20 protein-coding genes and 2 pseudogenes are annotated in these 19210 nt (G+C 71.9%); 12 read left to right on the top strand and 10 right to left on the bottom strand.

From position 1 onward, the window contains the following. Nucleotides 1-67: 67 nt before the first annotated feature. A complete protein-coding gene (locus AB0J68_RS08545; protein WP_363937200.1) occupies nucleotides 68-856 on the bottom strand; it encodes a D-Ala-D-Ala carboxypeptidase family metallohydrolase in 789 nt (262 codons plus the stop codon). A 305-nt stretch (nucleotides 857-1161) separates the two neighbouring features. Here AB0J68_RS08545 and AB0J68_RS08540 point away from each other — a divergent pair, with 305 nt between their 5' ends. Next, nucleotides 1162-1800 carry a hypothetical protein gene (locus AB0J68_RS08540; protein ID WP_354855840.1) on the top strand — a complete coding sequence of 213 codons (639 nt, stop codon included), beginning with the start codon at nucleotides 1162-1164 and terminating at the stop codon, nucleotides 1798-1800. 80 nt (nucleotides 1801-1880) lie between these two features. Then, complete coding sequence (locus tag AB0J68_RS08535) at nucleotides 1881-2345, top strand: PPOX class F420-dependent oxidoreductase (protein WP_354855839.1); 465 nt, start codon at nucleotides 1881-1883, stop codon at nucleotides 2343-2345. Nucleotides 2346-2569: 224 nt separating this feature from the next. Here AB0J68_RS08535 and AB0J68_RS08530 read toward each other — a convergent pair. Both AB0J68_RS08530 and AB0J68_RS08525 read right to left on the bottom strand, forming a co-directional pair. Next, nucleotides 2570-2818: pseudogene (locus tag AB0J68_RS08530) on the bottom strand (potassium transporter TrkA); the annotation flags it as partial. Further along, entirely contained in the window at nucleotides 2767-3426 is a 660-nt protein-coding gene (locus AB0J68_RS08525) for a BTAD domain-containing putative transcriptional regulator (RefSeq protein WP_363937196.1), read from the bottom strand. The pseudogene AB0J68_RS08530 and the gene AB0J68_RS08525, both read right to left, overlap by 52 nt. A 137-nt stretch (nucleotides 3427-3563) precedes the next feature. Here AB0J68_RS08525 and AB0J68_RS08520 point away from each other — a divergent pair, with 137 nt between their 5' ends. The 3 genes from AB0J68_RS08520 to AB0J68_RS08510 all read left to right on the top strand — a co-directional run bounded on the left by AB0J68_RS08520 (nucleotide 3564) and on the right by AB0J68_RS08510 (nucleotide 5619). Further along, entirely contained in the window at nucleotides 3564-4442 is an 879-nt protein-coding gene (locus tag AB0J68_RS08520; protein ID WP_354855074.1) for an alpha/beta hydrolase, read from the top strand. Between the two features lie 344 nt (nucleotides 4443-4786). Beyond that, the gene (locus tag AB0J68_RS08515; protein WP_363937193.1) at nucleotides 4787-5227 is read left to right on the top strand and encodes a hypothetical protein; all 441 of its coding nucleotides are present in this window, start codon (nucleotides 4787-4789) and stop codon (nucleotides 5225-5227) included. Then, on the top strand, nucleotides 5224-5619 hold the full coding sequence (locus AB0J68_RS08510; RefSeq protein ID WP_363937191.1) for a hypothetical protein: 396 nt from the start codon (nucleotides 5224-5226) through the stop codon (nucleotides 5617-5619). The genes AB0J68_RS08515 and AB0J68_RS08510 overlap by 4 nt, the downstream gene beginning before the upstream one ends. A 177-nt stretch (nucleotides 5620-5796) precedes the next feature. Here the strand turns inward: AB0J68_RS08510 and AB0J68_RS08505 are convergent, their stop codons facing one another. Beyond that, complete coding sequence (locus tag AB0J68_RS08505; RefSeq protein ID WP_354855071.1) at nucleotides 5797-6732, bottom strand: SDR family NAD(P)-dependent oxidoreductase; 936 nt, start codon at nucleotides 6730-6732, stop codon at nucleotides 5797-5799. Between the two features lie 200 nt (nucleotides 6733-6932). Here AB0J68_RS08505 and AB0J68_RS08500 point away from each other — a divergent pair. Beyond that, nucleotides 6933-7124, top strand: a pseudogene (locus tag AB0J68_RS08500) (transcriptional regulator); the annotation flags it as partial. A 71-nt stretch (nucleotides 7125-7195) separates the two neighbouring features. Further along, entirely contained in the window at nucleotides 7196-7363 is a 168-nt protein-coding gene (locus AB0J68_RS08495; RefSeq protein WP_363937188.1) for a hypothetical protein, read from the top strand. A 15-nt stretch (nucleotides 7364-7378) separates the two neighbouring features. Here the strand turns inward: AB0J68_RS08495 and AB0J68_RS08490 are convergent, their stop codons facing one another. From AB0J68_RS08490 to AB0J68_RS08480, 3 genes are all read right to left on the bottom strand, one after another. Then, nucleotides 7379-8146 (bottom strand): TetR/AcrR family transcriptional regulator, encoded by a 768-nt coding sequence (locus AB0J68_RS08490; protein ID WP_355136020.1) that lies wholly within the window; start codon nucleotides 8144-8146, stop codon nucleotides 7379-7381. Between the two features lie 209 nt (nucleotides 8147-8355). Beyond that, on the bottom strand, nucleotides 8356-9990 hold the full coding sequence (locus AB0J68_RS08485; protein WP_354855068.1) for an MFS transporter: 1635 nt from the start codon (nucleotides 9988-9990) through the stop codon (nucleotides 8356-8358). Then, nucleotides 9984-10679 (bottom strand): SDR family oxidoreductase, encoded by a 696-nt coding sequence (locus tag AB0J68_RS08480; RefSeq protein WP_354855067.1) that lies wholly within the window; start codon nucleotides 10677-10679, stop codon nucleotides 9984-9986. Before AB0J68_RS08480 ends, AB0J68_RS08485 begins: the two co-directional genes overlap by 7 nt. Before the next feature lie 163 nt (nucleotides 10680-10842). Between AB0J68_RS08480 and AB0J68_RS08475 the strand changes: the two genes are divergently transcribed. The 4 genes from AB0J68_RS08475 to AB0J68_RS08460 all read left to right on the top strand — a co-directional run bounded on the left by AB0J68_RS08475 (nucleotide 10843) and on the right by AB0J68_RS08460 (nucleotide 14699). Then, on the top strand, nucleotides 10843-12135 hold the full coding sequence (locus tag AB0J68_RS08475; RefSeq protein ID WP_363937186.1) for a sensor domain-containing protein: 1293 nt from the start codon (nucleotides 10843-10845) through the stop codon (nucleotides 12133-12135). Continuing rightward, a complete protein-coding gene (locus tag AB0J68_RS08470) occupies nucleotides 12123-12788 on the top strand; it encodes a response regulator transcription factor (protein WP_355136015.1) in 666 nt (221 codons plus the stop codon). The genes AB0J68_RS08475 and AB0J68_RS08470 overlap by 13 nt, the downstream gene beginning before the upstream one ends. A gap of 100 nt (nucleotides 12789-12888) precedes the next feature. Continuing rightward, complete coding sequence (locus AB0J68_RS08465) at nucleotides 12889-13950, top strand: Gfo/Idh/MocA family oxidoreductase (protein ID WP_363937183.1); 1062 nt, start codon at nucleotides 12889-12891, stop codon at nucleotides 13948-13950. Between the two features lie 200 nt (nucleotides 13951-14150). Continuing rightward, nucleotides 14151-14699, top strand: a complete 549-nt coding sequence (locus tag AB0J68_RS08460) for a DUF1062 domain-containing protein (protein ID WP_363937180.1) — start codon at nucleotides 14151-14153, stop codon at nucleotides 14697-14699. A 48-nt stretch (nucleotides 14700-14747) separates the two neighbouring features. Here AB0J68_RS08460 and AB0J68_RS08455 read toward each other — a convergent pair whose 3' ends face one another. From AB0J68_RS08455 to AB0J68_RS08445, 3 genes are all read right to left on the bottom strand, one after another. Then, nucleotides 14748-14906, bottom strand: coding sequence for a hypothetical protein (locus tag AB0J68_RS08455; RefSeq protein ID WP_363937177.1), 159 nt, complete (start codon nucleotides 14904-14906; stop codon nucleotides 14748-14750). A gap of 321 nt (nucleotides 14907-15227) precedes the next feature. Beyond that, nucleotides 15228-15449, bottom strand: a complete 222-nt coding sequence (locus tag AB0J68_RS08450; RefSeq protein ID WP_030335934.1) for a hypothetical protein — start codon at nucleotides 15447-15449, stop codon at nucleotides 15228-15230. Nucleotides 15450-15796: 347 nt separating this feature from the next. Further along, entirely contained in the window at nucleotides 15797-16900 is a 1104-nt protein-coding gene (locus tag AB0J68_RS08445; protein ID WP_354855061.1) for an NYN domain-containing protein, read from the bottom strand. Nucleotides 16901-17120: 220 nt separating this feature from the next. Between AB0J68_RS08445 and AB0J68_RS08440 the strand changes: the two genes are divergently transcribed. Further along, nucleotides 17121-19210, top strand: a 2090-nt coding sequence (locus AB0J68_RS08440; protein WP_363937175.1) for a glycosyl hydrolase family 28-related protein, incomplete at its 3' end; no start/stop codon positions are given.

The raw sequence follows: 19210 nt of genomic DNA, 5'->3' as shown, positions 1-19210 counted from the left end.
GTGGGGAATCTCCGCGTCGGGCCGACGTCACACCCGCGCCGGGCCGACGTCACACCGGCCGGCTCGTTCAGTCGTTACCGGCGCCGACGCCGCAGTCCGGCGCGGACCAGCTCGTCGTGTTCGAGCTGCGGTCGCTGCTGTTTTCGCGCCGCGAGTCGACGTGCACGTGGTCGTCGTGGTCGGGGTAGCCCGGTCCGTAGATCCCGCTGAAGCCGTTGTCACGGGCGCTCTTGGCCACGCGGCAGAGCGAGGACGTCCGCGAGGTGACGTCGGCGGCGTTGCCGTAGAGGTGCTGGCTGTCCGACGCGCCACCGACCTGGTTGTTGCAGGCGCGGCTGCGGAATCCGCTCGACACGTTCAGCGGCTTGTCGCCGAGGCTCTTGCGCAGCGCCTCCAATTTCCACATGGTGCGCAGCGCGTTCTGCTTCGTCTGGTCCGCCGACAGCGGACCGCCGCTCCACCCGCTGCCGCCGCAGCCGTTGTCCAACTCGTTGTAGGTGAAGTGCGCGGGTGTGCAGTCGTCGTCCTGGAGCTGGTACAGCTTGGCGTAGGTCTGCGGCCCCGCGATGCCGTCGGCGCGTAGCCCGTACGCCTGCTGGAACCGCTTGACCGCGGCGGCGGTCTTCGGTCCGTAGCGACCGTCGTTCTCCACGATGTCCCGGTAGCCGGCCCAGCCGGCGACCCGGATCTGCAGCTGACGGACGTCGTCGCCGGAGCGCCCCTGGTACAGGTTGCGGTTCCACGTGTAGCAGCCGTCCGCGTACGCTGCCGGCGCGGCGACCACCGACGCGATCGCTGCCCCGGGCATTGCCAGGGCGAAAGCGACAGCAACTCGCTTCAAGGTGTTTACGCGCACAGAAGTCCTCCCGATAGGAGAGCGAATGGGGTTGCTTCGGGACATCGACCGGGACGTCCCGTGATTTCCACCCTCGCACTGATCCGTGCGCTACGCGGCGATTAACGGGAATTGTCCTCACGATTCGTTGTTTCTGGGCGTCGGCTGTGAATTCGACTGATTTGCGAAACAGCCATTTCCCCCTGATCGACCCGGCGGCGCAAGAACCACATCGAACGTCGCATTCGGCCACACCCAGGGTGATGTTCCTCGCCCGTCGGGGGCCGGTAACGTCAGCCCCGGGCGACGGACTGGCGGAGGTGCACGTGGCACGCGGTGGCGTCTTCTGTGTCGAGGGTCAGTGGCACCGCGACCTCAACGAACGCGGTTCCGTGCTGCCCACCCTCGAACTGCTGGAGCGGCTGGGCAAGATCCGCTTCATCCACAAGGACGCGGCCACCCGCGACGAGCTGTTCTACTTCCTGGACCGCTGGCTGCTCAAGCAGTACGCCGACCACCGCGTCGGCTTCTTCGCCATGCACGGCGAGCCGAGCCGGCTCTGCCTCACCGACTGGCAGTCGGTGGAGCTGAACGAGGTGGCCGAGTTGATGGCCGGCCGCTGCGAGGGACGCCGGCTCTATTTCGGCAGCTGTTCGGTCCTACGCGCGTCGGACGCGGTGTTGCGCGAGTTCCTGGAGGTCACCGGGGCCGCCCTGATCTGCGGTTTCACCCGGGACGTCGACTGGGTCGAATCGGCCGCCTTCGAAACCGTCCTGCTCGACGTGCTGGCGAACGGGCAGCGGCACAATGCCGCCGAACTGCGGATGGGCTCCGCGCACTGGGCGCCACTGGCCTCGTACCTCGGCTTTCGAGTGATCTATGCCAACGGCCGGGCCTGGCGCCCGGCCGGCCGGCCCCGCGTGCCCACCCAGGCGGTGCCCCGCGCCGCTGCCGGCCCCCGCTGATCGGCCGCGGCCGACCTGCCGCCCTGCCGCCCGGCCGACCTGCCGCCGCTGGTCGGTGGCCACCCTGGTAGGAACGAGTGATGGCGCCCAGCATCGCGAAGAACACCCGGGTCGACCGGGACACCCTGCTCGACTTCCTCCGGCCTCGGCACCGTGTCGTGCTGATGACCACCCGGGCCGACGGCCGCCCGCAGTCCTCCCCGGTCTCCGCCGGCATCGACGGCCAGGGCCGGCTCGTCGTGTCCACCTACCCCGAGCGGGCGAAGGTGACCAACATCCGTCGTGACCCCCGGGTCTCGGCCTGTGTGCTGTCCGACGACTGGAACGGCCCCTGGGTGCAGCTCGACGGCACCGCTGAGGTGCTTGACCTGCCCGAGGCGCTGGAGCCGTTGGTCGAGTACTTCCGCAGCATCTCCGGCGAGCACCCGGACTGGGACGACTACCGGGCGGCCATGGTGCGCCAGGGCAAGTCGCTGATCCGGGTCACCATCGACGCCTGGGGCCCCATCGCCACCGGCGGCTTCCCGGCCCGCCTCGCCGACTGACCGCGCCTACTCAGTACGCGGCGGTGACCGCCAGCCCAGGTCCGCCGGCGCTCGAACCCCTGAGCGCGCCCGCACCCGCCGGATGGGTTGGCGTGCTGTAGAGCTGCCCCGAATATGGGGCGGGCGATGGCGGCGGCGCGTCCGTCGTGCCCCATATCTGGGGCAGCTCTACAGGGGGCGAGGGGAGGTCGGTTCGGCAGCTCGACAGTCGGTTGCGGCAATCGTCAGTACGCGGCGGTGAACCGCGCGTTGACGTACCGGGGCTGCTCGATCTCGTCGACGATCGCGACCGCCAGGTCCTCGTAGGTGAGCACCGACCGGCCCTGGTCGTCGGTGACCGGCTGGTCGGTGCCGGTGCGGTAATGCCCGGTGCGCTCGCCGGGGTGGAACTCCAGCGGCGGCGGTGAGACGTAGGTCCAGCTCACCCCGTCGGCAGAGTCAGCGCGAGCAACCGCCAGGCGTCCTCCCGCAGCGGATGACTGGCGAGGTGGGCGGGCAGGTCGGCGGCGGCCTCGTCGGGACGACCCAGCGCGAGCAGCGCCTCGGCGCGCCGCTCGACGGCGAGCATCCGCAGCTCGTTCAACCGGTTGATCTCCGCGACGGCCCAGAGGGCGCCCGCGCAGTCCGCGTACGCGGGACCCCGCCACAGCCCGAGCGCCGCGTCCAGCGCGGTCAGGGCCGGCGCGGGCAGTTCCCCGCCCAGCAGCCGTCCCGCCTCGCCGACGGCCGCCTCGAAGCGGTCGGCGTCCACCGTGTCCGGGGCGGCCCGCAGCGCGTACCCCGGGGGTTCGGTGACCAGGAGGCGGGGTGGCTGCCGGGGCGGCCGGTCGGGCTCCAACGCCCGGCGCAGGTCGGCGACGAAGGTGCGGATCGCGCCCACCGCGCCGTCCGGCGGGACCTCCCACAGGTCGTCGACGAGGCGTTCCACCGGCACCACCCGGCCGTGGGCGATCAGCAACCGGGCCAGCACCAGGCGCTGCCGGTGTCCCCGCAGCGGGACCGGGCCGCCCGCGGCGGTGGCGGTCACCGGCCCGAGTACGCCGAACGTCACCCCCACCGGCGGCGTCGGTTGCCTGGTCATGGCACCAATCTAGGCGGCCGTGCCGGCCCGCACTGATCCGGCGCTGACCGTCTGCTGATCACCGCCGGGCAGCCTCGGTGACGTACGACGGCGACGGGCGCCCCGCCCGCCGACCCCGCTTCCCAGGAAGGTTTTCCGTGCAGCCGAGGATCAACGGATTCGACTACCAGCGCGTCACCGTCGCCGACGGCGTGACGCTCACCGCCGCCGTGGGTGGCTCCGGACCACCGGTCGTGCTGTTGCACGGTTTCCCGCAGACCCACCTCATGTGGCGGCACGTGGCGGCCGACCTGGCCGCCGACCACACGGTCATCTGCCCCGACCTGCGTGGCTACGGCGACAGCGACAAGCCCCTGGACAGCGACGGCACGGCGTACGCCAAGCGGACCATGGCCGCCGACGTCGTGGCGCTGGCCGGCGCGCTCGGCCATGGGCGCTTCGCCCTGGCCGGGCACGACCGGGGTGCCCTGGTCGCGTTCCGCGCCGGCCTCGACCACCCGGCGGCGATCAGCCGGCTCGCCCTGCTCGACGTGCTGCCCACCCTGGACATGTGGGACGTGCTGCACGGCGCCAGCGCCGCGGTCGCCTTCCACCTGTACCTCATGGCGCAGCCGCCGGGCCTGCCCGAGGAACTGATCAGCGCCAGCCCGGACGCGTTCTTCAACCATTTCCTCGACGTCTGGACCCGCGACCCGGACGCGCTGCCGGCCGAGGTACGTGCCACGTACCTGCGGGCGTCCCGCAACGCGGTCACCTCGATCGTCGCCGACTACCGGGCGTCGGCCGGCATCGACGTCGTCCACGACGCGGCCGACCGGGCGGCCGGCAACCTGCTGCGGATGCCGGTGACCGTGCTTGCGCAGGACTGGGGCGCGGCGCTCGGCTACGACGCGGCGGGGGTGTGGCGGGCCTGGGCCCCGGACCTGGAGCACCAGACGGTCACCTGCGGCCACTTCATGGCGGAGGAGGCGCCGACCGTGGTGGTCCGGGCGCTGCGGGACCTGCTCCTGCGCTGATACGCGGGTCGGACGAAGACACCCGCTGAAAGTAAGATATCCGACACTATTCGTCACTGATCGCGAGGGGTGCCGCCGTGCCGGCGATCCCTCGCGCGTAGGCCGCGCACACGCCCCGCAAACCAGCTCTGACCTGCGAAAGGGCTACCTTACACCAGGTGGACGAGAGCCGGTCACCGATGCTACACAGACAGTTACCGGCAGCCAACGACGGCGAGTCGCTGACCGCCTCGACCATCGACCGTCCACAAGCATCGCCACCCGCGAACCGGATCGCGCGTGCGACCTGACACGACAGCGGCCGGTGGCGGGCCAACGGTTCCGGTCTCGACCAAGGAGTCACCGTGGGACATCCCCGCTCCCGGGCCAAGAGCCAGCCGTTCGAGGTCGCCGCCCTGGTTACGACGCCCATCTGTGGGTTCCTCCTGCTCGTGCTCGACGTTCAAGCACCGTCGGTCCAGCTGTCCATGCCGGAACCCGTCCAGCTCGGCTGGGAGGTCGCGCTGATCGTGGTCGGCGTGGGCGGTCTGCTCGGCATCCTGTGGCCTGGTCGGCTCTCCACCGGCCTCGGCATCGAGCTCGCGTCCGTGCTGGTGCTCGGCACCATCATCGGCATGTACGCGGTGGCGGTGACCGGTTCGCAGGGCCTCGTCGCGGCGTCGTTGATCAGCGCCGTGCCACTGGGCGCCTTCTGGCGGGCCGCCCTGATCGCCGTCGACCTCCGCTGTCTGGCCTACGGCCACCAGTGCGCGACTCACCGACGCGTCGTGGGAGGTGTCACGTGATCTCGGCACCGACACCCGAAGCGCCGCACTGGGTTCAGGTGCTGCTCAGCCTGCTCGGCATCCTCGGTGGGACGACCGGTCTGGCCGCCATCGCCACGGTCGTGTCGCAGCGGGGCAAGTTCAAGGCCGACGCCGCCGACACGCTGACGGAGGCCGCCCTGACGCTCGTGCAGCCGCTGCAGCTACGGATCACCGAGTTGGAGGGCGAGGCGGTGAGCGCGCGATCGGAGCTGGGGTTGCTGCGCGAGCAGGTCAACCAGTTGCAGTTTCACGTCCGGGTGCTAACCCGCACGCTCGACCGGTGGCGTGCCGCGGTGCACGCCCCGGACGCCACCCTACGCAAGATCCGCGCGGTGGTCGCGGAGTCCGAGCAGCTGCCCGAGGACCAGTGACCGGCCACCGCCGGCTCATCCGCCGTCCGGTGAGCGCAGCCGGGCGATGAGGTCGCGTACCGCCGCCCGGAACTCGGGGTCGGACTCGCCCGGGTGGTGTCCGCGCACCGGTGGCGGCCGGCGCTCCCCCCGGTGACGGCCGGCCGGGTGGGTTCCGCCGGGGCCGGGCCGTCGAGGTCAGCGGGCGGCGCCACCGGCGGCGACGAGGTCCGCCGCCACCTCCCAGAGCCGCTCGGCGTTGCCCGCGTCGACCGCGTACGCCGCCACGCCGCTGTAGTCGGCGGGCCGCTCGGTCCGGACCGGGGCCTCGGCGCAGTCCTCGAAGTAGCGGCCACCCACGCCGTCGAGCAGCGGGGACGCGGCGAGCAGCACCGAGGTGGCGGCGCCCTGCTGCGGGGTCTTCTGCCGCTCCTTCGGGGTACGCAGCCCGCCGGTGTGCTTCTGCAGCCCGGTCGCGATGGCGCCGGGGTTCAACGCGTTGGCGTGGATGTTCTCGCCGGACCAGCGGCGGTCGGCCTCGACGGCGAGCAGGGCCTCGGCGCTCTTGGACTGCCCGTACGCCAGCAGGGGGTCGTACGGCCGGAACGCGAAGTGCAGGTCGTCGAAGACCACCGGGGAGAAGAGGTTGCCGCTGGAGCTCACCGACACGACCCGGGCGCCACCGGCCGCGGCGAGGGCGTCGTGCAGGCCGACGGTCAGCGCGTAGTGCCCCATGAAGTTGGTGGCGAACTGCATCTCCCAGCCCTCGGCGGTGCGCTCCAGCTCCGGCAGCGCCATGATCCCCGCGTTGTTGACCAGGATGTGCAGTGGCTCGTCCCAGCCGGCGACGAATCGGCGTACCGAATCCTGGTTGGCCACGTCCAGCTCGCGGGCCGTGACCCGGTCCGCGCCGATGCTGGTCGCGATGTCGGCCGCGGCCTGCTCGCCCGCACCGACCCGACGCACCGCGAGCACCACCTCGGCGCCGGCGGCGGCCAGCGAGCGGGCGGTCTCGACGCCGATCCCGGCGGCGCCGCCGGTGATGACGGCCCGCTTGCCGGTCAGGTCGACTCCGGCGAGCACCTCGTCGGCGGTCGAGGCGAAACCGAATGGCGTCGTGATTCGCTCGGTCATCTCTGTCCCATCTCTCGATCACGCTTACGTGACCCACTGTCACTCGGCCGGCGGGCGATATCCGGGTTACCGGTTTTCCTGGCCGCCCGGCACGGCGCCCGGAGCGGGTGTCGGTGGGCATCCGACAGTTGGTGGGTTCGTGAGCGGGGACGCGCGCCTTCGTGCACGGCCGGCACCTGGACGTGCTCTTCGCCAACCCGATGGCGACCGCGCTGGCACCGATCTACCGGGTCGGGGTGAACCTGCTGCGTGCGGTCTTCCTGGGCCCGAGCGTGCCGGCGCTCTATCCGGCGCCGGAGGCGGTCGCCGCCAGCGCGGTGGCTGGCCTGCGCGCGCAGGTGGGGGTCGAGGTGAACGATCCACGGCTCACCGAGCTGGTTGCGGAGTTGACGACCGGCAGCGAGCTGTTCCGGCGGTTGTGGGCGCGGCACGACGTCACCGTCCGCCCGGGGGCGGGCGCCGGGTGTTTCACCATCCGCAGGTCGGCGAGTTGGAGCTGCGCTACGAGAAGTTCACGATCAGCGGCACCAGACAGTCGCTGGTCGTCTACCACGCCGAGCCGGGCAGCCCGTCCGCCCGCTCCCTCGCTCGGCTCGGGGCCGCCGTCTCAGCGCCGGAGGCGCACGGATAGCACCAGAAGTCGGGGCTACCGGTTGGCCGCCCGCTCGGCGACCACCACGGAGATGCCGTCGAGGACGCGTTGCAGGCCGAACTCGAAGGCGTACTCCGGGCCGTACGCCCCGCCGTGCTGCTGGCCGGCCGCCGTGCCGACCCGGGACGCGGTGGGATAGCTGTCGGCCGTCAGGAACGTCTCCAGCCAGGGCGCGTGCGACTGCCACCACTGGCCGTCGGTCATGCCGGTCTCCCGCTCCAGGTCGACCACCTCTGACGCGGCGCGCGCGGAACTCTTCACGTGCCCGAGGACGAGGGTGAGCACCGCGTCCATCTCGACGTCGGTGAGCCCGATGTCGGCGACCGCGCCGAGTTCGTGGTCGTACTTGGCCACCAGGTGCGGGCCGAGCACCGGACGGGTCGTCTCGGCCCGCAGCATCCACGGGTGGCGCTGGTAGAGCGCCAGGTTGTCGTGGGCGATCCGCTCCAACCGGGCCCGCCAGTCGCCCTCGACGGCGGAACGCGGCATCTCGCCGTACACGGTGTCGATCATGACGTCGACGAGTTCGGCCTTGCCCGGCACGTAGGTGTAGACGGACATGGTGCCGACACCCAACGCCTCACCGACCCGGCGCATGGTCAACGCGTCCAGGCCCTCGGCGTCGGCGATGTCGATCGCGGCCCGGACGATCCGGTCGACGCTGAGGCCCGGCCCGGCGCTGCGGCTGGTCGGTTCCCGGGTGCGCCAGAGAATGGCCAGGCTGCGGGCCGGATCCGCGGTCGCCTTGCGCTCACTCGCCATGGTGCGGCCATCCTAACAACGCGGTCGTACGACGTACGTCGACCGCGAGGCGGTGCCGGCGAGGCCGTTCTGCCACCGCGCCGGCACCGACCCGTCACGGCTTCACCCGGGTGGGATCCAGCTCGCCGTTCTCGATGTGGCGCAGCAGCGGCGTCACGTCCTGCCCATGACGCGGGCAGAATTCGCCCACGAGATGGGGCGTACGGAGATCAGAGTCCTTCGCGGTCGTCGGTCAGCGCCGGCCCGGCGGCGGCCGGCACGAGGTGGCGCACCTCCGGCTCGCCGTCGGTCAGCTCCCGGGCCCGCGCCTCGGCCTCGCGGTCCTCACCCGTCAACCGGCCACCGTGCTGGCGCAGGTGCTCGCCCCAGGACGGCACCAGGTACACCTCGATGAACCGGTCCGTCGTCTCGGCCGGCCGGAACAGCCCCCAACGCATCGCGCCGGTGCGCTGCCGGGCGCCGCGCACCACGTCCATGGCCGCGAGGAACGGTCCCGTCCGCTCCGGCCGGACGGTGTACTGCACCGTCACCAGCACCGGTCCCACGCCCGGGTCCGGCTCGTGCGCGAGGTGCAGTTGCGGCCAGTAGGCCGACGGTTCGCGGTTCACCGAGCGCAGGTCCGGAAGCGGCCAGATCCGGCTCGTCACGGTCCCGACGAACATCAACGCCGCCGCCGCGAGGTAGGCGAGGACCAGCCCGCCCACGTCGGCCACCAGACCCCACACGAGGGCGCCGACGGCCTGCCCGCCGGCGAAACACACCTGGTAGACGGCCAGCCCCCGGGCCCGTACCCAGCTCGGCAAAAAGAGCTGTATCTCGGCGTTGACGTTGGCCAGCACCGTCACCCAGGCCATCCCGGCCGGCAACAGGGCGAGGAGCACCAGCGGCACCACCCGTACGGTGCCGAGGACCGCCAGCGCGATGGTGAACAGCGCGCCGGCGATCAGCAGGAGCTGGTTGGCCGACAGCCGGGCGCGGATCACGGCCAGCAGCACCCCGCCCGCGATGGCGCCCACCCCGAGGGCGGCCAGCAGCAGCCCGTACCCGCCGGAGCCCAGCCCGAGCCGCCGGGCCGCCACCAGCGGCAGCAGCGCCCACAGCGCGCTGGCCGGGATCACGAAGACCAACGCGCGGCGCAGCAGCCGGCGCACGATCGGCGAGTGGCGTACGTAGCGGCTGCCCGCCCGTAGCGCGGCGGTGAACCGCTCGGGCACCTCGACGGCGCGGGCGCTTCCCGGCCGCCAGCGCCACAGCGCGGCCGCGAAGATGGCGAACGCCACCGCGTTGAGCCCGAAGACCGGGGCGACGCCGGCCCGGGCGATCAGCACGCCGGCCACCGCGGGCCCGACCGCCCGCGCCACGTTCACGCTTATCGAGCCGAGCGCGGACGCCGACCGCAGTTGCTCCTGCGGCACCAGCTCCGGAATCACCGCCGCCCAGGCCGGCAGGGTGAGCGCCTGCCCGACCCCGAACGCGAAGGTGAGGGTGAGCAGCAGGGCCGGCGGCATCCGGTCGGTCAGGGTGAGCAGGGTCAACGCCACCGCCACCGCCACCAGGAACAGCTGGACGGCGATCAGCAGGCGCCGACGGTCGAAGCTGTCGGCCAGCACCCCGGCGGGCAGCGCCAGCAGCAGCACCGGCAGCAGGCTGGCGGTCTGCACCAGCGCGACAAGCGTGGAGGCGTTGGAGTGGTGGATCAGCAGCCACTGCGCGCCGACGGTCTGCATCCAGGTGCCGATGTTGGCGGCGAGCAGGGCCAGCCAGAGATTGCGGTAGACGGCGCCGCGCAGGGGCGCCCACGCGGAGGCCGGACGGTCCCCCGGTCCGGCTGCCGCCGTCACCACCGCCCGTCCGCGCGCAGCACGCGCTCGCCGGAGACGTAGAGGTCGTCGGGTTGCAGCAGCAACAGCCGGACGACCTCGGCGGCGACCTGCTCGGGCAGGGCGTACACCTCGTCGAGGAACTCCGCGCCGACGCGTTCCTGCAAGCGGGTCGGCATCGGCCCGGGATCCAGCTCCATCACCTTGATTCGGTTGCTGTGTTGGGCCTGGGCCAGTGACTCGACGAGGCTGCTGCCGTAGCTCTTGGTCGCCCGGTAGACCGGGATGCCGGGCCGGGGCGCCGCCAGCGCCATCGCGCCGATGTACACCACGTTCCCGTAGCCCTGCCGGTGCAGATGCTCCAGCGCCTCCCGCAGCAGGTACGTCGTACCCAGGACGTTGATCTCCACGGCCCGCCGGATGTGCTCCACGGGCAGGTCACCGAGGTCGCCGCCCGCCCACATCGACGCGCAGGCCGCGACCCCGTCGACGGTGCCGTAGCGCCCCACCACCTCGGCGAACGCGTCCCGGACCTGCTCGTAGGAGGAGACGTCGCAGACCGCGCCGTCGCACCCCAGCTCGTCGGTCGTCGCGGCTACCTCGGCCGGCACGTTGCCGAACACCACGACGCGGTGCTCGTCGACCAGCAGCCGGGCCACCGCGAGGCCCAGCCCGCTGGTACCGCCGACCACCACGAAGGTTCTGGCACCCAATGTCTCTCCAGCCGCCGCCGCCACAGGTCACACGGATCGCGTGATGGCGCGTTCTTCCCGTTTCCGGACCCCGCACACCCGCTACGGCGGTAGTGCTGGCCATACCCGAAGAGTGGATCTGGACGGCTGGGGCACCCGGTCGCTCCCGATTAGCGTCTGCTGCATGACTCCGGAACACCCTTCGCACCTGGCCGGGGCGCTGCGCCATCGCCGCTGGCTGCTCTCCGCCTGGCCCTGGCGCGCGCTGGCCTACCTGGTGACCACCGTGCCGATCGCCGGGGTGCTCGGCGTCGGCCTGCTCGTCATCGGCGGACCCATGCTGCCCGCCGTCAACGCGCTCCGGCGGCAGGGCCGACCGCCGAGCATCGCGCTGATGCTGTTCCTGATTACCGGCAGCGTCATCCTGGTGGCGTTGGCCCCGATCCTGAGCTTCGCGGTCGCCGCCGTCGAGCGGTGGCGGGTCCGGCTCGTCGACAACCGTCCGCTGCCCTCGTCGCCGTGGCCGGGCCTGGCCGCCCGCTACCGCAGCCCCGCGACCTGGCGGGAGGTGGCATACCTGTTCTGGCTGGGCGGGTTCGTGCCGGTCGTGTACTGGGTGTTCCTGGTGCTGGTGCTGCTCGACCTCGGGATGATCTCCAGCCCCTGGCTGGCCGGCGACGCCAACCAGCCGGTGGTGATCTGGCAGCCGATCGACAGCACCGGCGAGGCCGTCCCGTACGCGATCGTGGGGGTGCTGCTGATCCCGGTGCTCTGCTATGCCGTCGGTCTGCTCGCCGCCGTTCAGGCGGCGGTGGCCCGCTGGCTGCTGGCCCACCCGGTGGACGCGGCGGCGCTGCGCGAGGTCACCCGCTCCCGCACCCGGCTGGTCGGCGCGTACGAGGCCGAACGCCGCCGGATCGAACGCGACCTGCACGACGGCGCGCAGCCCCGGCTGACCAGCCTCAGCCTTCAGCTGGGGCTGGCCCGGCTGGACGTACCCGAGGACTCCCCCGCCTCCCGCCCTCTCGCCGTGGCGCACGACCAGGCCCGAGGTCTGATGGTGATGCTGCGGCAGTTGGTGCACGGCATCCGCCCGCAGAGCCTCACCGACCTCGGCCTGGCCGGCGCGGTACGCGAGCTGGCCGATGCCGCCACCATCCCGGTCACCGTGCACGCCGACCTGCCCGGTGAGCTGCCGGAGATCGTGGAGACCACCGCCTACTTCGTGGTCTCCGAGGCGCTGGGCAACGTGGCCCGGCACGCCCGCGCGACCCGCGCCGACGTACGCCTCACCCGGGCCGGCGCGGACCTCGTCGTCGAGGTGACCGACGACGGCCACGGCGGCGCCGACCCGGCCCGGGGCACCGGCCTGACCGGGCTCGCCGACCGGGTGGCCGCCGTGGGCGGCCGGCTGCTGCTGTCCAGCCCGTCCGGCGGCCCTACAGTGGTCCGGGTGGAGCTGCCATGTCGTCGGTGACCCGGGTGGTGCTCGCCGAGGACGAGGTGCTGCTGCGCGAGGGCCTGGTCGCGCTGCTGACCCGCTTCGACTTCGCGGTCTGCGCGGCTGTCGGCTCCGCGCCCGAGCTGCTGACGGCGGTCCGTGAACACCAACCGGACCTGGTGTTGACCGACATCCGGATGCCGCCGGGCCGCCGCGACGACGGGCTGCGCGCGGCCGTCGCGCTGCGCGGCGAGCGACCCCACCTCCCGGTCGTGGTGCTCAGCCAGTACGTGCAGACCGGGTACGCGGCGGCGCTGCTGGACAGCGGCGACGGCCAACGGGTGGGCTACCTGCTCAAGGACCGGGTCGCCGAGGTCACCGAGTTCGTCGACACGCTGCGCCGGGTCGCCGGCGGCGGCACCGCCATCGACCCGGACGTGGTCCGGCAACTGCTGCACCGCCCCCGCGACCCGCTCGCCGCGCTCTCCGGCCGGGAACGGGAGGTGCTGGCGCTGCTCGCCGAGGGGCGCTCCAACGCCTCGATCGCCGCCCGGCTGCACGTCACCGAGGCCGCCGTCGGCAAGCACGTCGGCAACATCCTGCTGAAGCTCGACCTGCCGCCCAGCGACGACACCAACCGCCGGGTGCTCGCCGTACTCACCTATCTGCGCGCCGACCCGGTGGGCTGACCAGCGCCGGGCCCCGATCGGGCCCGACCGGGCGCGGCGTAGATTCGAGCACCGGCACCGCCGCCGGTCCAGGGCGCGGGCCAGGAGATGGGAGTACGGCATGGCGGAGGCGCTGCGGGTCGGTCTGCTGGGATACGGGTTGGCGGGCCGGGTGTTCCACGCACCGCTGATCGCCGCGACACCCGGGCTGCGGCTGGACGCCATCGTGACGCGCGATCCGCAACGGCGCGAGCAGGCGCACCAGCACTTCCCGGACGCCCGCCTGGTCGACGACGCCGACGAGCTGTGGCGTACGCCGGAAGCTCTAGACCTGGTCGTGGTCGCGACGCCGAACCGGCAGCACGTGCCGATGGCGCGGGCGGCCCTCGCGGCCGGCCTGCCGGTCGTCGTCGACAAGCCCCTGGCCCCCACCGCCGCCGACGCCCGGGCGCTGGTCGAGGAGGCCGACCGTCTCCGAGTGCCGCTGACGGTGTTCCAGAACCGCCGCTGGGACGGGGACTTCCTGACCGTCCGCGGGCTCGTGGAGCGGGGCGAGCTGGGGCGGGTGCTGCGCTTCGAGTCCCGGTTCGAGCGGTTCCGTCCGGCGATCAAGCCGGGCTGGCGGGAGCTCGCCGGCCCGGAGGAGGCCGGTGGCGCGCTGTTCGACCTGGGCGCGCACCTCATCGACCAGGCCGTGCAGCTCTTCGGCACGGTCGAGCGGGTCTACGCCGAGGTCGACCGCCGCCGCGCGGGCGCCGAGGTCGACGACGACGCGTTCGTGGCGCTGACCCACGCCAACGGCGTGCACTCGCACCTGTGGATGGGGGCGATCACCGCTCAGCTCGGGCCGCGGCTGCGGGTGCTGGGCGACCGGGCCGGCTACACCACCTACGGGCTGGACGTGCAGGAAGCCGCGCTGCACGACGGCGGCCGACCGGACCAGCCCGGCTGGGGCGAGGTCCCGCCGGAGCGGTACGGCCTGCTCGGCGTCGACGGTGACCTGCGCCCGACGCCGACCATGCCCGGGGCGTACCAGAGCTTCTACGCCCAGGTGGCGGCGGCGTTGCGCGACGGCACGCCGATGCCGGTGGACCCGCGCGACTCGGTCGCCACCGTCGAGCTGATCGAGCTGGCGCACCGGTCGGCGGCTGAGGGCGTGGTGCTGCCGGTCCCGGCCGCCTGAGACGGCCGAGCCCTCAGAGGTACGCGAAAACCAGTGGAGTGGCGGCGCTTGCGCCGCTAGCGTCCTGCCTCAACCTGTCGTCGAGGCGAGGACGTCCCGTTGTACACCCTGTGAGACCTCCCGAGCGCTGATTCGCGCGTCGCGCCTGTGCGCCGCGCTCCTTCTTGCTGCGGACTTCTCACTGGAAACGGTGTACTTCTGTGCTCTCTCAATGGGCCGTCGTGCCCACCTGCCTGCCCATCGTTCGCCGCCGTTGCCACGTGTGCGCGTCCGCGCACCTCCGGCCGAGCGGCAAATTCCGCGTCAACGCCAACCAGAAGCTGATCGACATCTGGCTCCTCGCGCTCTGCACCGGGTGCGGGGACACGGTGAAGCTCACGGTCCTGGAGCGGACGACAGTCCGCACCATCCGACCTGAGCTGCTCGACCGGCTGCACGACAACGACCGTCGCCTGATCGCCGAACTGCTTCAGGATCCGGTCGTGCAGCGTCGCAATCGATTCGTCCTGGACTGGGACGACGCCTGGCGTCTCGACACCAACGGATCGGCGCACCTGGACCGCGAGATGGTCGACGTCTCGGTCCGCTTCGCGGCGCGCATCCCGGTCCGGCCCGCGCGACTGATCGCCGAGGGCTTCGGTCTCTCCCGGGCCGAGGTCGACAGGCTGAGCGAGGAGGGGAAGATCGTTTCGACGGTTCGCCTGAGCGGCAAGCTCTCCGGCGACTTCACCTTCACATTCAAGCGCTGAGCCCGTCCCGGACCACGGGCCTGTCCGGTTTTGTCTGCCGGACAGGCCCTAATCCGGTTCCTGCTCGGAGAGGGCGCCGTCCGGCACGCGGGCGTCGTCGTCGGTCAGCGCGTCGTCCGTCGAGTCGGCGAGGTCGGCGAGCCGGCGCTCGGCCTCCCGGACCTCCTCGTCGAGCCTGGGGTTCTCCTCGTCGGGACCCTGCGACATGGGCGACCTCCATCGGACGCGGACCGCCCCCGTGTACCCGGCCTGCCCCGGGGAACACGGAAAGCACTCGCCCGACCCGGCCACCGGGCACTCCAGTCCGGCGATGGTGCGGTATCCGAGCGTCCCGCTGCGCGGTGGCGCCTTGATCACGTGATGCTCACCAGTTCCAGGAAGCCTCCCCGAACTGCTCACCAGCAAGTGATCGAGGACTCCGGATGACGCGCGGCGCTGATCAGGCTGGCGGTGAGTCGAGCACCGGGCGGGCCGGGGAGCGCACCGGGCGGGAGCCCAGGAGCGTTGCCGGCCCGGCCCGGTGCCGGATCAGCGCTGCTTCAGCTCGCGCCAGGATGGGTGAGTGCCGCGCCAGGCGTCGGCGAGGATGGCCGCCGAGGCCCGGCTGGGGCACTGCTGCACCCGCTCACGACCCGACGCCCCACCGATCTGGGCGCGGACCTCCCAACCTTGCCCGTCAGTACGGATATACACGTCCCGGCGCCCGCGCGGGGTCGTGTCACCGTTCCACCAGTGTTCCTCCACCTTCATTCGCCGACCGTATAGCAATTTTCGTGCTGGGGGTACGGCGCAGGTGAGCATATACCGCCGTAATAGCCGCAACTCAGACACAGTTCCACCTGTGCGGGCGACGGGGAGGGACCGCATCGGCGATTTCTCCCCGTCCTGAGCGATCAATCAGGCCGGCGTCACATACCGCTGAACACGCCGGCCAGGGTGTCTGCCAACGTGTCCTGCCCAGAGGGGAAATCCACCCTCTGCGGTGATCTGGATGTCACCCGAAGTGAACGGTGGCGGGAACGCCACCCGCACGGCCGGGTCGAACGGGACTCCGAGTCATGACGGGGCGGCCGGCAGGGCCTACCGGAGGCGGTCGCTCACCCCTGAGCGGTGAGCAGGTAGTCGTCCGCCTCCGGGCTCCACCGTAGGTCGACGGCGCCGCTGGTGGCGGCGGCCTTGCAGAACTGCAGGAAGCTGCGGTAGCCGAGCTTCTTCTCGCTGAAGTCGGGGCGGGCCCGGCGCAGTTGGTTCTTCAGGCCGGAGAGCGCCACCGGGTTGCCGGCGCTGCCGAGGTCGCCCACCACGCCCCGGAGCAGGCCGAAGGCGACCTCCCGGTCGCCGTGCTCGGGCAGGGACACCTCCGGGTCGCCCTTCGCGGGCCCCTCGCCCAGGTCGATCACGTTGTGCTCGGCGAGGTGGCGCAGCAGCTCACCGAAGGTACGGAAGCCGTAGTCGGACTCGCTGAACGTCGGGTCCTTACGCAGCAGGGTGCGCTTGAGCCGGGAGGCGGTCACCTCGCCGCTCGCGCTGCCCTGCAACCCGGCCACCGTCTGGGCCACCTGCACGGCGAGGGCGTCCACGTCCCGGCCGGGCTCCTCACCCACCGGCCGACCCTCGGCCTCCTGCTCGTGTTCCTGCTCGCGCTGCTGCTCCGGCTCGGGCGGGCGCTGGTCGGGGCCGGGCTGCCGGGCCGGGCGACCGCGCCGGCTGCGGGTGGGCGGGATGTCCACACCCTCCAGCCGGTCGTAGTAGAGGAACTCGTCGCACGCCGGGGGCAGCAGCGCCGACGTGGACCCCTCGACCCCGACACCGATGACCCGCTTGTTCAGCTCGCGGAGCTTGTGGACCAGGGGGGTGAAGTCGCTGTCGCCGCTGCAGATGACGAAGGTGGAGATGTAGTCGCGCTCGAACGCCAGCTCGATCGCGTCGACGGCCATCTTGATGTCGGCGGCGTTCTTGCGGGACGCGCCCATGCGCTGCGGGATCTCGATGAGCTCGACGTGGCTTCGGGTGAGCATGCGGCGGTCCTCGTCGAAGTACGACCAGTCGGCGTACGCCCGGCGCACCACGACCCGCCCCCGCTCGGCCAGCGCGTCGGCGATCGGCCGGAAGTCGAAGTCCGCGCCGCCACGGTGGTCGCGGGCCCCCAACGCCAGGTTCTCGTAGTCGAGGAAAAGGGCGATCCGGTCTTCTTGATCCACGCGCCTCAGCCTACGCCCGGCGGGCTGGCCGGGGCGCACGCGACGCGCGACACCTCAACTCACCGACCGTCCATTTCTTGCGGCTTAATAGTCGCCTCTTTTCAATCTTCGATTGTCGTCTTGCAGTGCGATGTTCAGTGCTGCATCATGACGATCAATGTCGGGCGTCCGGGGGAACGCCGGGCGGACCTCCACCACCACCCCACCAGGAGGGTCACCGATGTTTCGCAGCATCCTGCCGGCACGGGGACGCCCGGGCCGCCCGGTCGCCACCGCCGTCGCGCTCGCGACCGGCCTCGCCGTGCTGGTCGCCGGGCCCACCGTGGCCGCCGCCGGCCCACCCGGTTCACCCGGCGCACAGCCGGTGGTCACCCGGGCGGCGCTCGATCCGACGCTGGTCGCCGGGCGCGGCGCCGACGTCGACTTCGTCGAACAGGAGGCCGAGAACGCCCGGACCAACGGCGAGGTCATCGGCCCCGACCGGTCCGCCTACACGCTGCCCGCCGAGGCGTCCGGCCGCCGGGCCGTCCGGCTCACCCCCGGCGAGTACGTCGAGTTCGTCCTGCCCAGCACGACCAACGGGATCACCGTGCGGTACAGCATTCCGGACGCGCCCTCCGGCGGCGGGATCACCGCGCCGCTGCGGGTGGCCGTCAACGGCAAGCACGTTCGCACCATGACGCTGACCTCGCATTACTCGTGGCTCTACAACCAGTACCCGTTCACCAACGACCCGCAGGCCGGGCTGCTGCACCCGGACTGGTGGATCACCGAGTGCCAGTGCGTGCCGTCGGCCACCACGCCGTACCCGAGCATCAGCACGCCGTTTCGGCCCACCCACTTCTACGACGAGCAGCGGCTGCTGCTCGGGCGCACCTACCGGGCCGGTGACACGGTCCGGCTCACCGCGCCGGCCGGCAGCGCCGCCGCGTGGACGGTCATCGACCTGCTCGACTCCGAATTGGTCGCACCGCCGCGCGTACGGCTGCTCGCCGCGAACGTGCTGGCGTTCGGCGCCGACCCCACCGGCCGGCGGGACTCCGCCGACGCTCTGGACAAGGCCATCGCCTTCGCCCGGCGCACCCACCTGAAGGTCTACGTTCCGCCGGGGACGTACCAGGTCAACCGGCACATCATCGTCGACGACGTGACCATCGAGGGCGCCGGCAACTGGTACACGGTCTTCAAGGGGCGCGAGGTCGCGCTGTCGACGCCCGCGCCGGACGGCTCGGTGCACACCGGCGTCGGCTTCTACGGTCGCGACGCCGCCGACGGTGGCAGCCGCAACGTCCACCTGTCCGGCTTCGCCATCGAGGGCGACGTACGCGAGCGCATCGACACCGACCAGGTCAACGCCATCGGTGGCGCGATGAGCGACTCCACAGTCGACGGGCTGCACCTGCGGCACACGAAGGCGGGCCTGTGGTTCGACGGCCCGATGCGCAACGTCCGCGTCACCAACACCATCGTCGTCGACCAGATCGCCGACGCGCTCAACTTCCACACCGGCGTGACCGACTCCCTCGTCGCGCACACCTTCGTCCGCAACACGGGTGACGACGGCCTGGCGATGTGGTCGGAGAAGACGGCCAACGCCCGCAACACGTTCGACCACAACACCGTGCAGTCACCGACGCTCGCCAACGGCATCGCCATCTACGGCGGCACCGACACCACCGTCTCCCACAACCTCGTCGCCGACCCGGTCCGCGAGGGCAGCGGGCTGCACGCCGGCGCCCGCTTCGGCGCGGAGCCGTTCGCCGGGTACCTGCGGTTCACCGCCAACACCACCGCCCGCGCCGGCACCTACGAGCTGAACTGGAACATCGGGCTCGGCGCCATCTGGATGTTCGCGCTGGACCGCAGCATCGACGCCAACGTCGAGGTGACCGGCGACGCGTACCTGGACAGCACCTACAACGCGATCATGCTGGTCAGCGACTGGCCGGTGAAGGACCTCTACTCGATCACGAACGTGCGCTTCCGCGACATCCGGGTCGACGGCACCGGCACCTCGGTGCTCAGCGCCCGCTCGGCCGGATCGGGATCGTTCGCCAACGTGGACGCCCGCAACGTGGGAGCGGTCGGCGTGAACAACTGCGGGTCGTTCCACTTCACCCCGGCCGGCTCAGAGTTCATCCTGACCGACCTGGGCGGCAACGACGGCGGCTGGCTCGCCCCGTGGCTGCTGCCCAACACCATCACCTGCGACGACCGACCGCCGTCGTTGCCGCCCAGGTCGGTCAGGATGAACTCTGAGCCGGCCGGGGTGAAGTGGAACGACCCGCAGTTGTTCACGCCGACCGCTCC

Origin of the sequence: Micromonospora sp. NPDC049580, from assembly GCF_040675595.1 — a bacterium.
Lineage (GTDB): Bacteria > Actinomycetota > Actinomycetes > Mycobacteriales > Micromonosporaceae > Micromonospora.
This window is presented reverse-complemented; position numbering and strand designations above follow the sequence as displayed.

Bases quoted from the DNA above. Each gene is read 5' to 3' on its own strand.
- AB0J68_RS08465 (WP_363937183.1), top strand. From the start codon at position 12,889: ATGGCGGAGGCGCTGCGGGTCGGTCTGCTGGGATACGGGTTGGCGGGC.
- AB0J68_RS08475 (WP_363937186.1), top strand. From the start codon at position 10,843: ATGACTCCGGAACACCCTTCGCACCTGGCCGGGGCGCTGCGCCATCGC.
- AB0J68_RS08505 (WP_354855071.1), bottom strand. From the start codon at position 6,732: ATGACCGAGCGAATCACGACGCCATTCGGTTTCGCCTCGACCGCCGAC.
- AB0J68_RS08470 (WP_355136015.1), top strand. From the start codon at position 12,123: ATGTCGTCGGTGACCCGGGTGGTGCTCGCCGAGGACGAGGTGCTGCTG.
- AB0J68_RS08455 (WP_363937177.1), bottom strand. From the start codon at position 14,906: ATGTCGCAGGGTCCCGACGAGGAGAACCCCAGGCTCGACGAGGAGGTC.
- AB0J68_RS08525 (WP_363937196.1), bottom strand. From the start codon at position 3,426: ATGACCAGGCAACCGACGCCGCCGGTGGGGGTGACGTTCGGCGTACTC.
- AB0J68_RS08450 (WP_030335934.1), bottom strand. From the start codon at position 15,449: ATGAAGGTGGAGGAACACTGGTGGAACGGTGACACGACCCCGCGCGGG.
- AB0J68_RS08490 (WP_355136020.1), bottom strand. From the start codon at position 8,146: ATGGCGAGTGAGCGCAAGGCGACCGCGGATCCGGCCCGCAGCCTGGCC.
- AB0J68_RS08535 (WP_354855839.1), top strand. From the start codon at position 1,881: ATGGCGCCCAGCATCGCGAAGAACACCCGGGTCGACCGGGACACCCTG.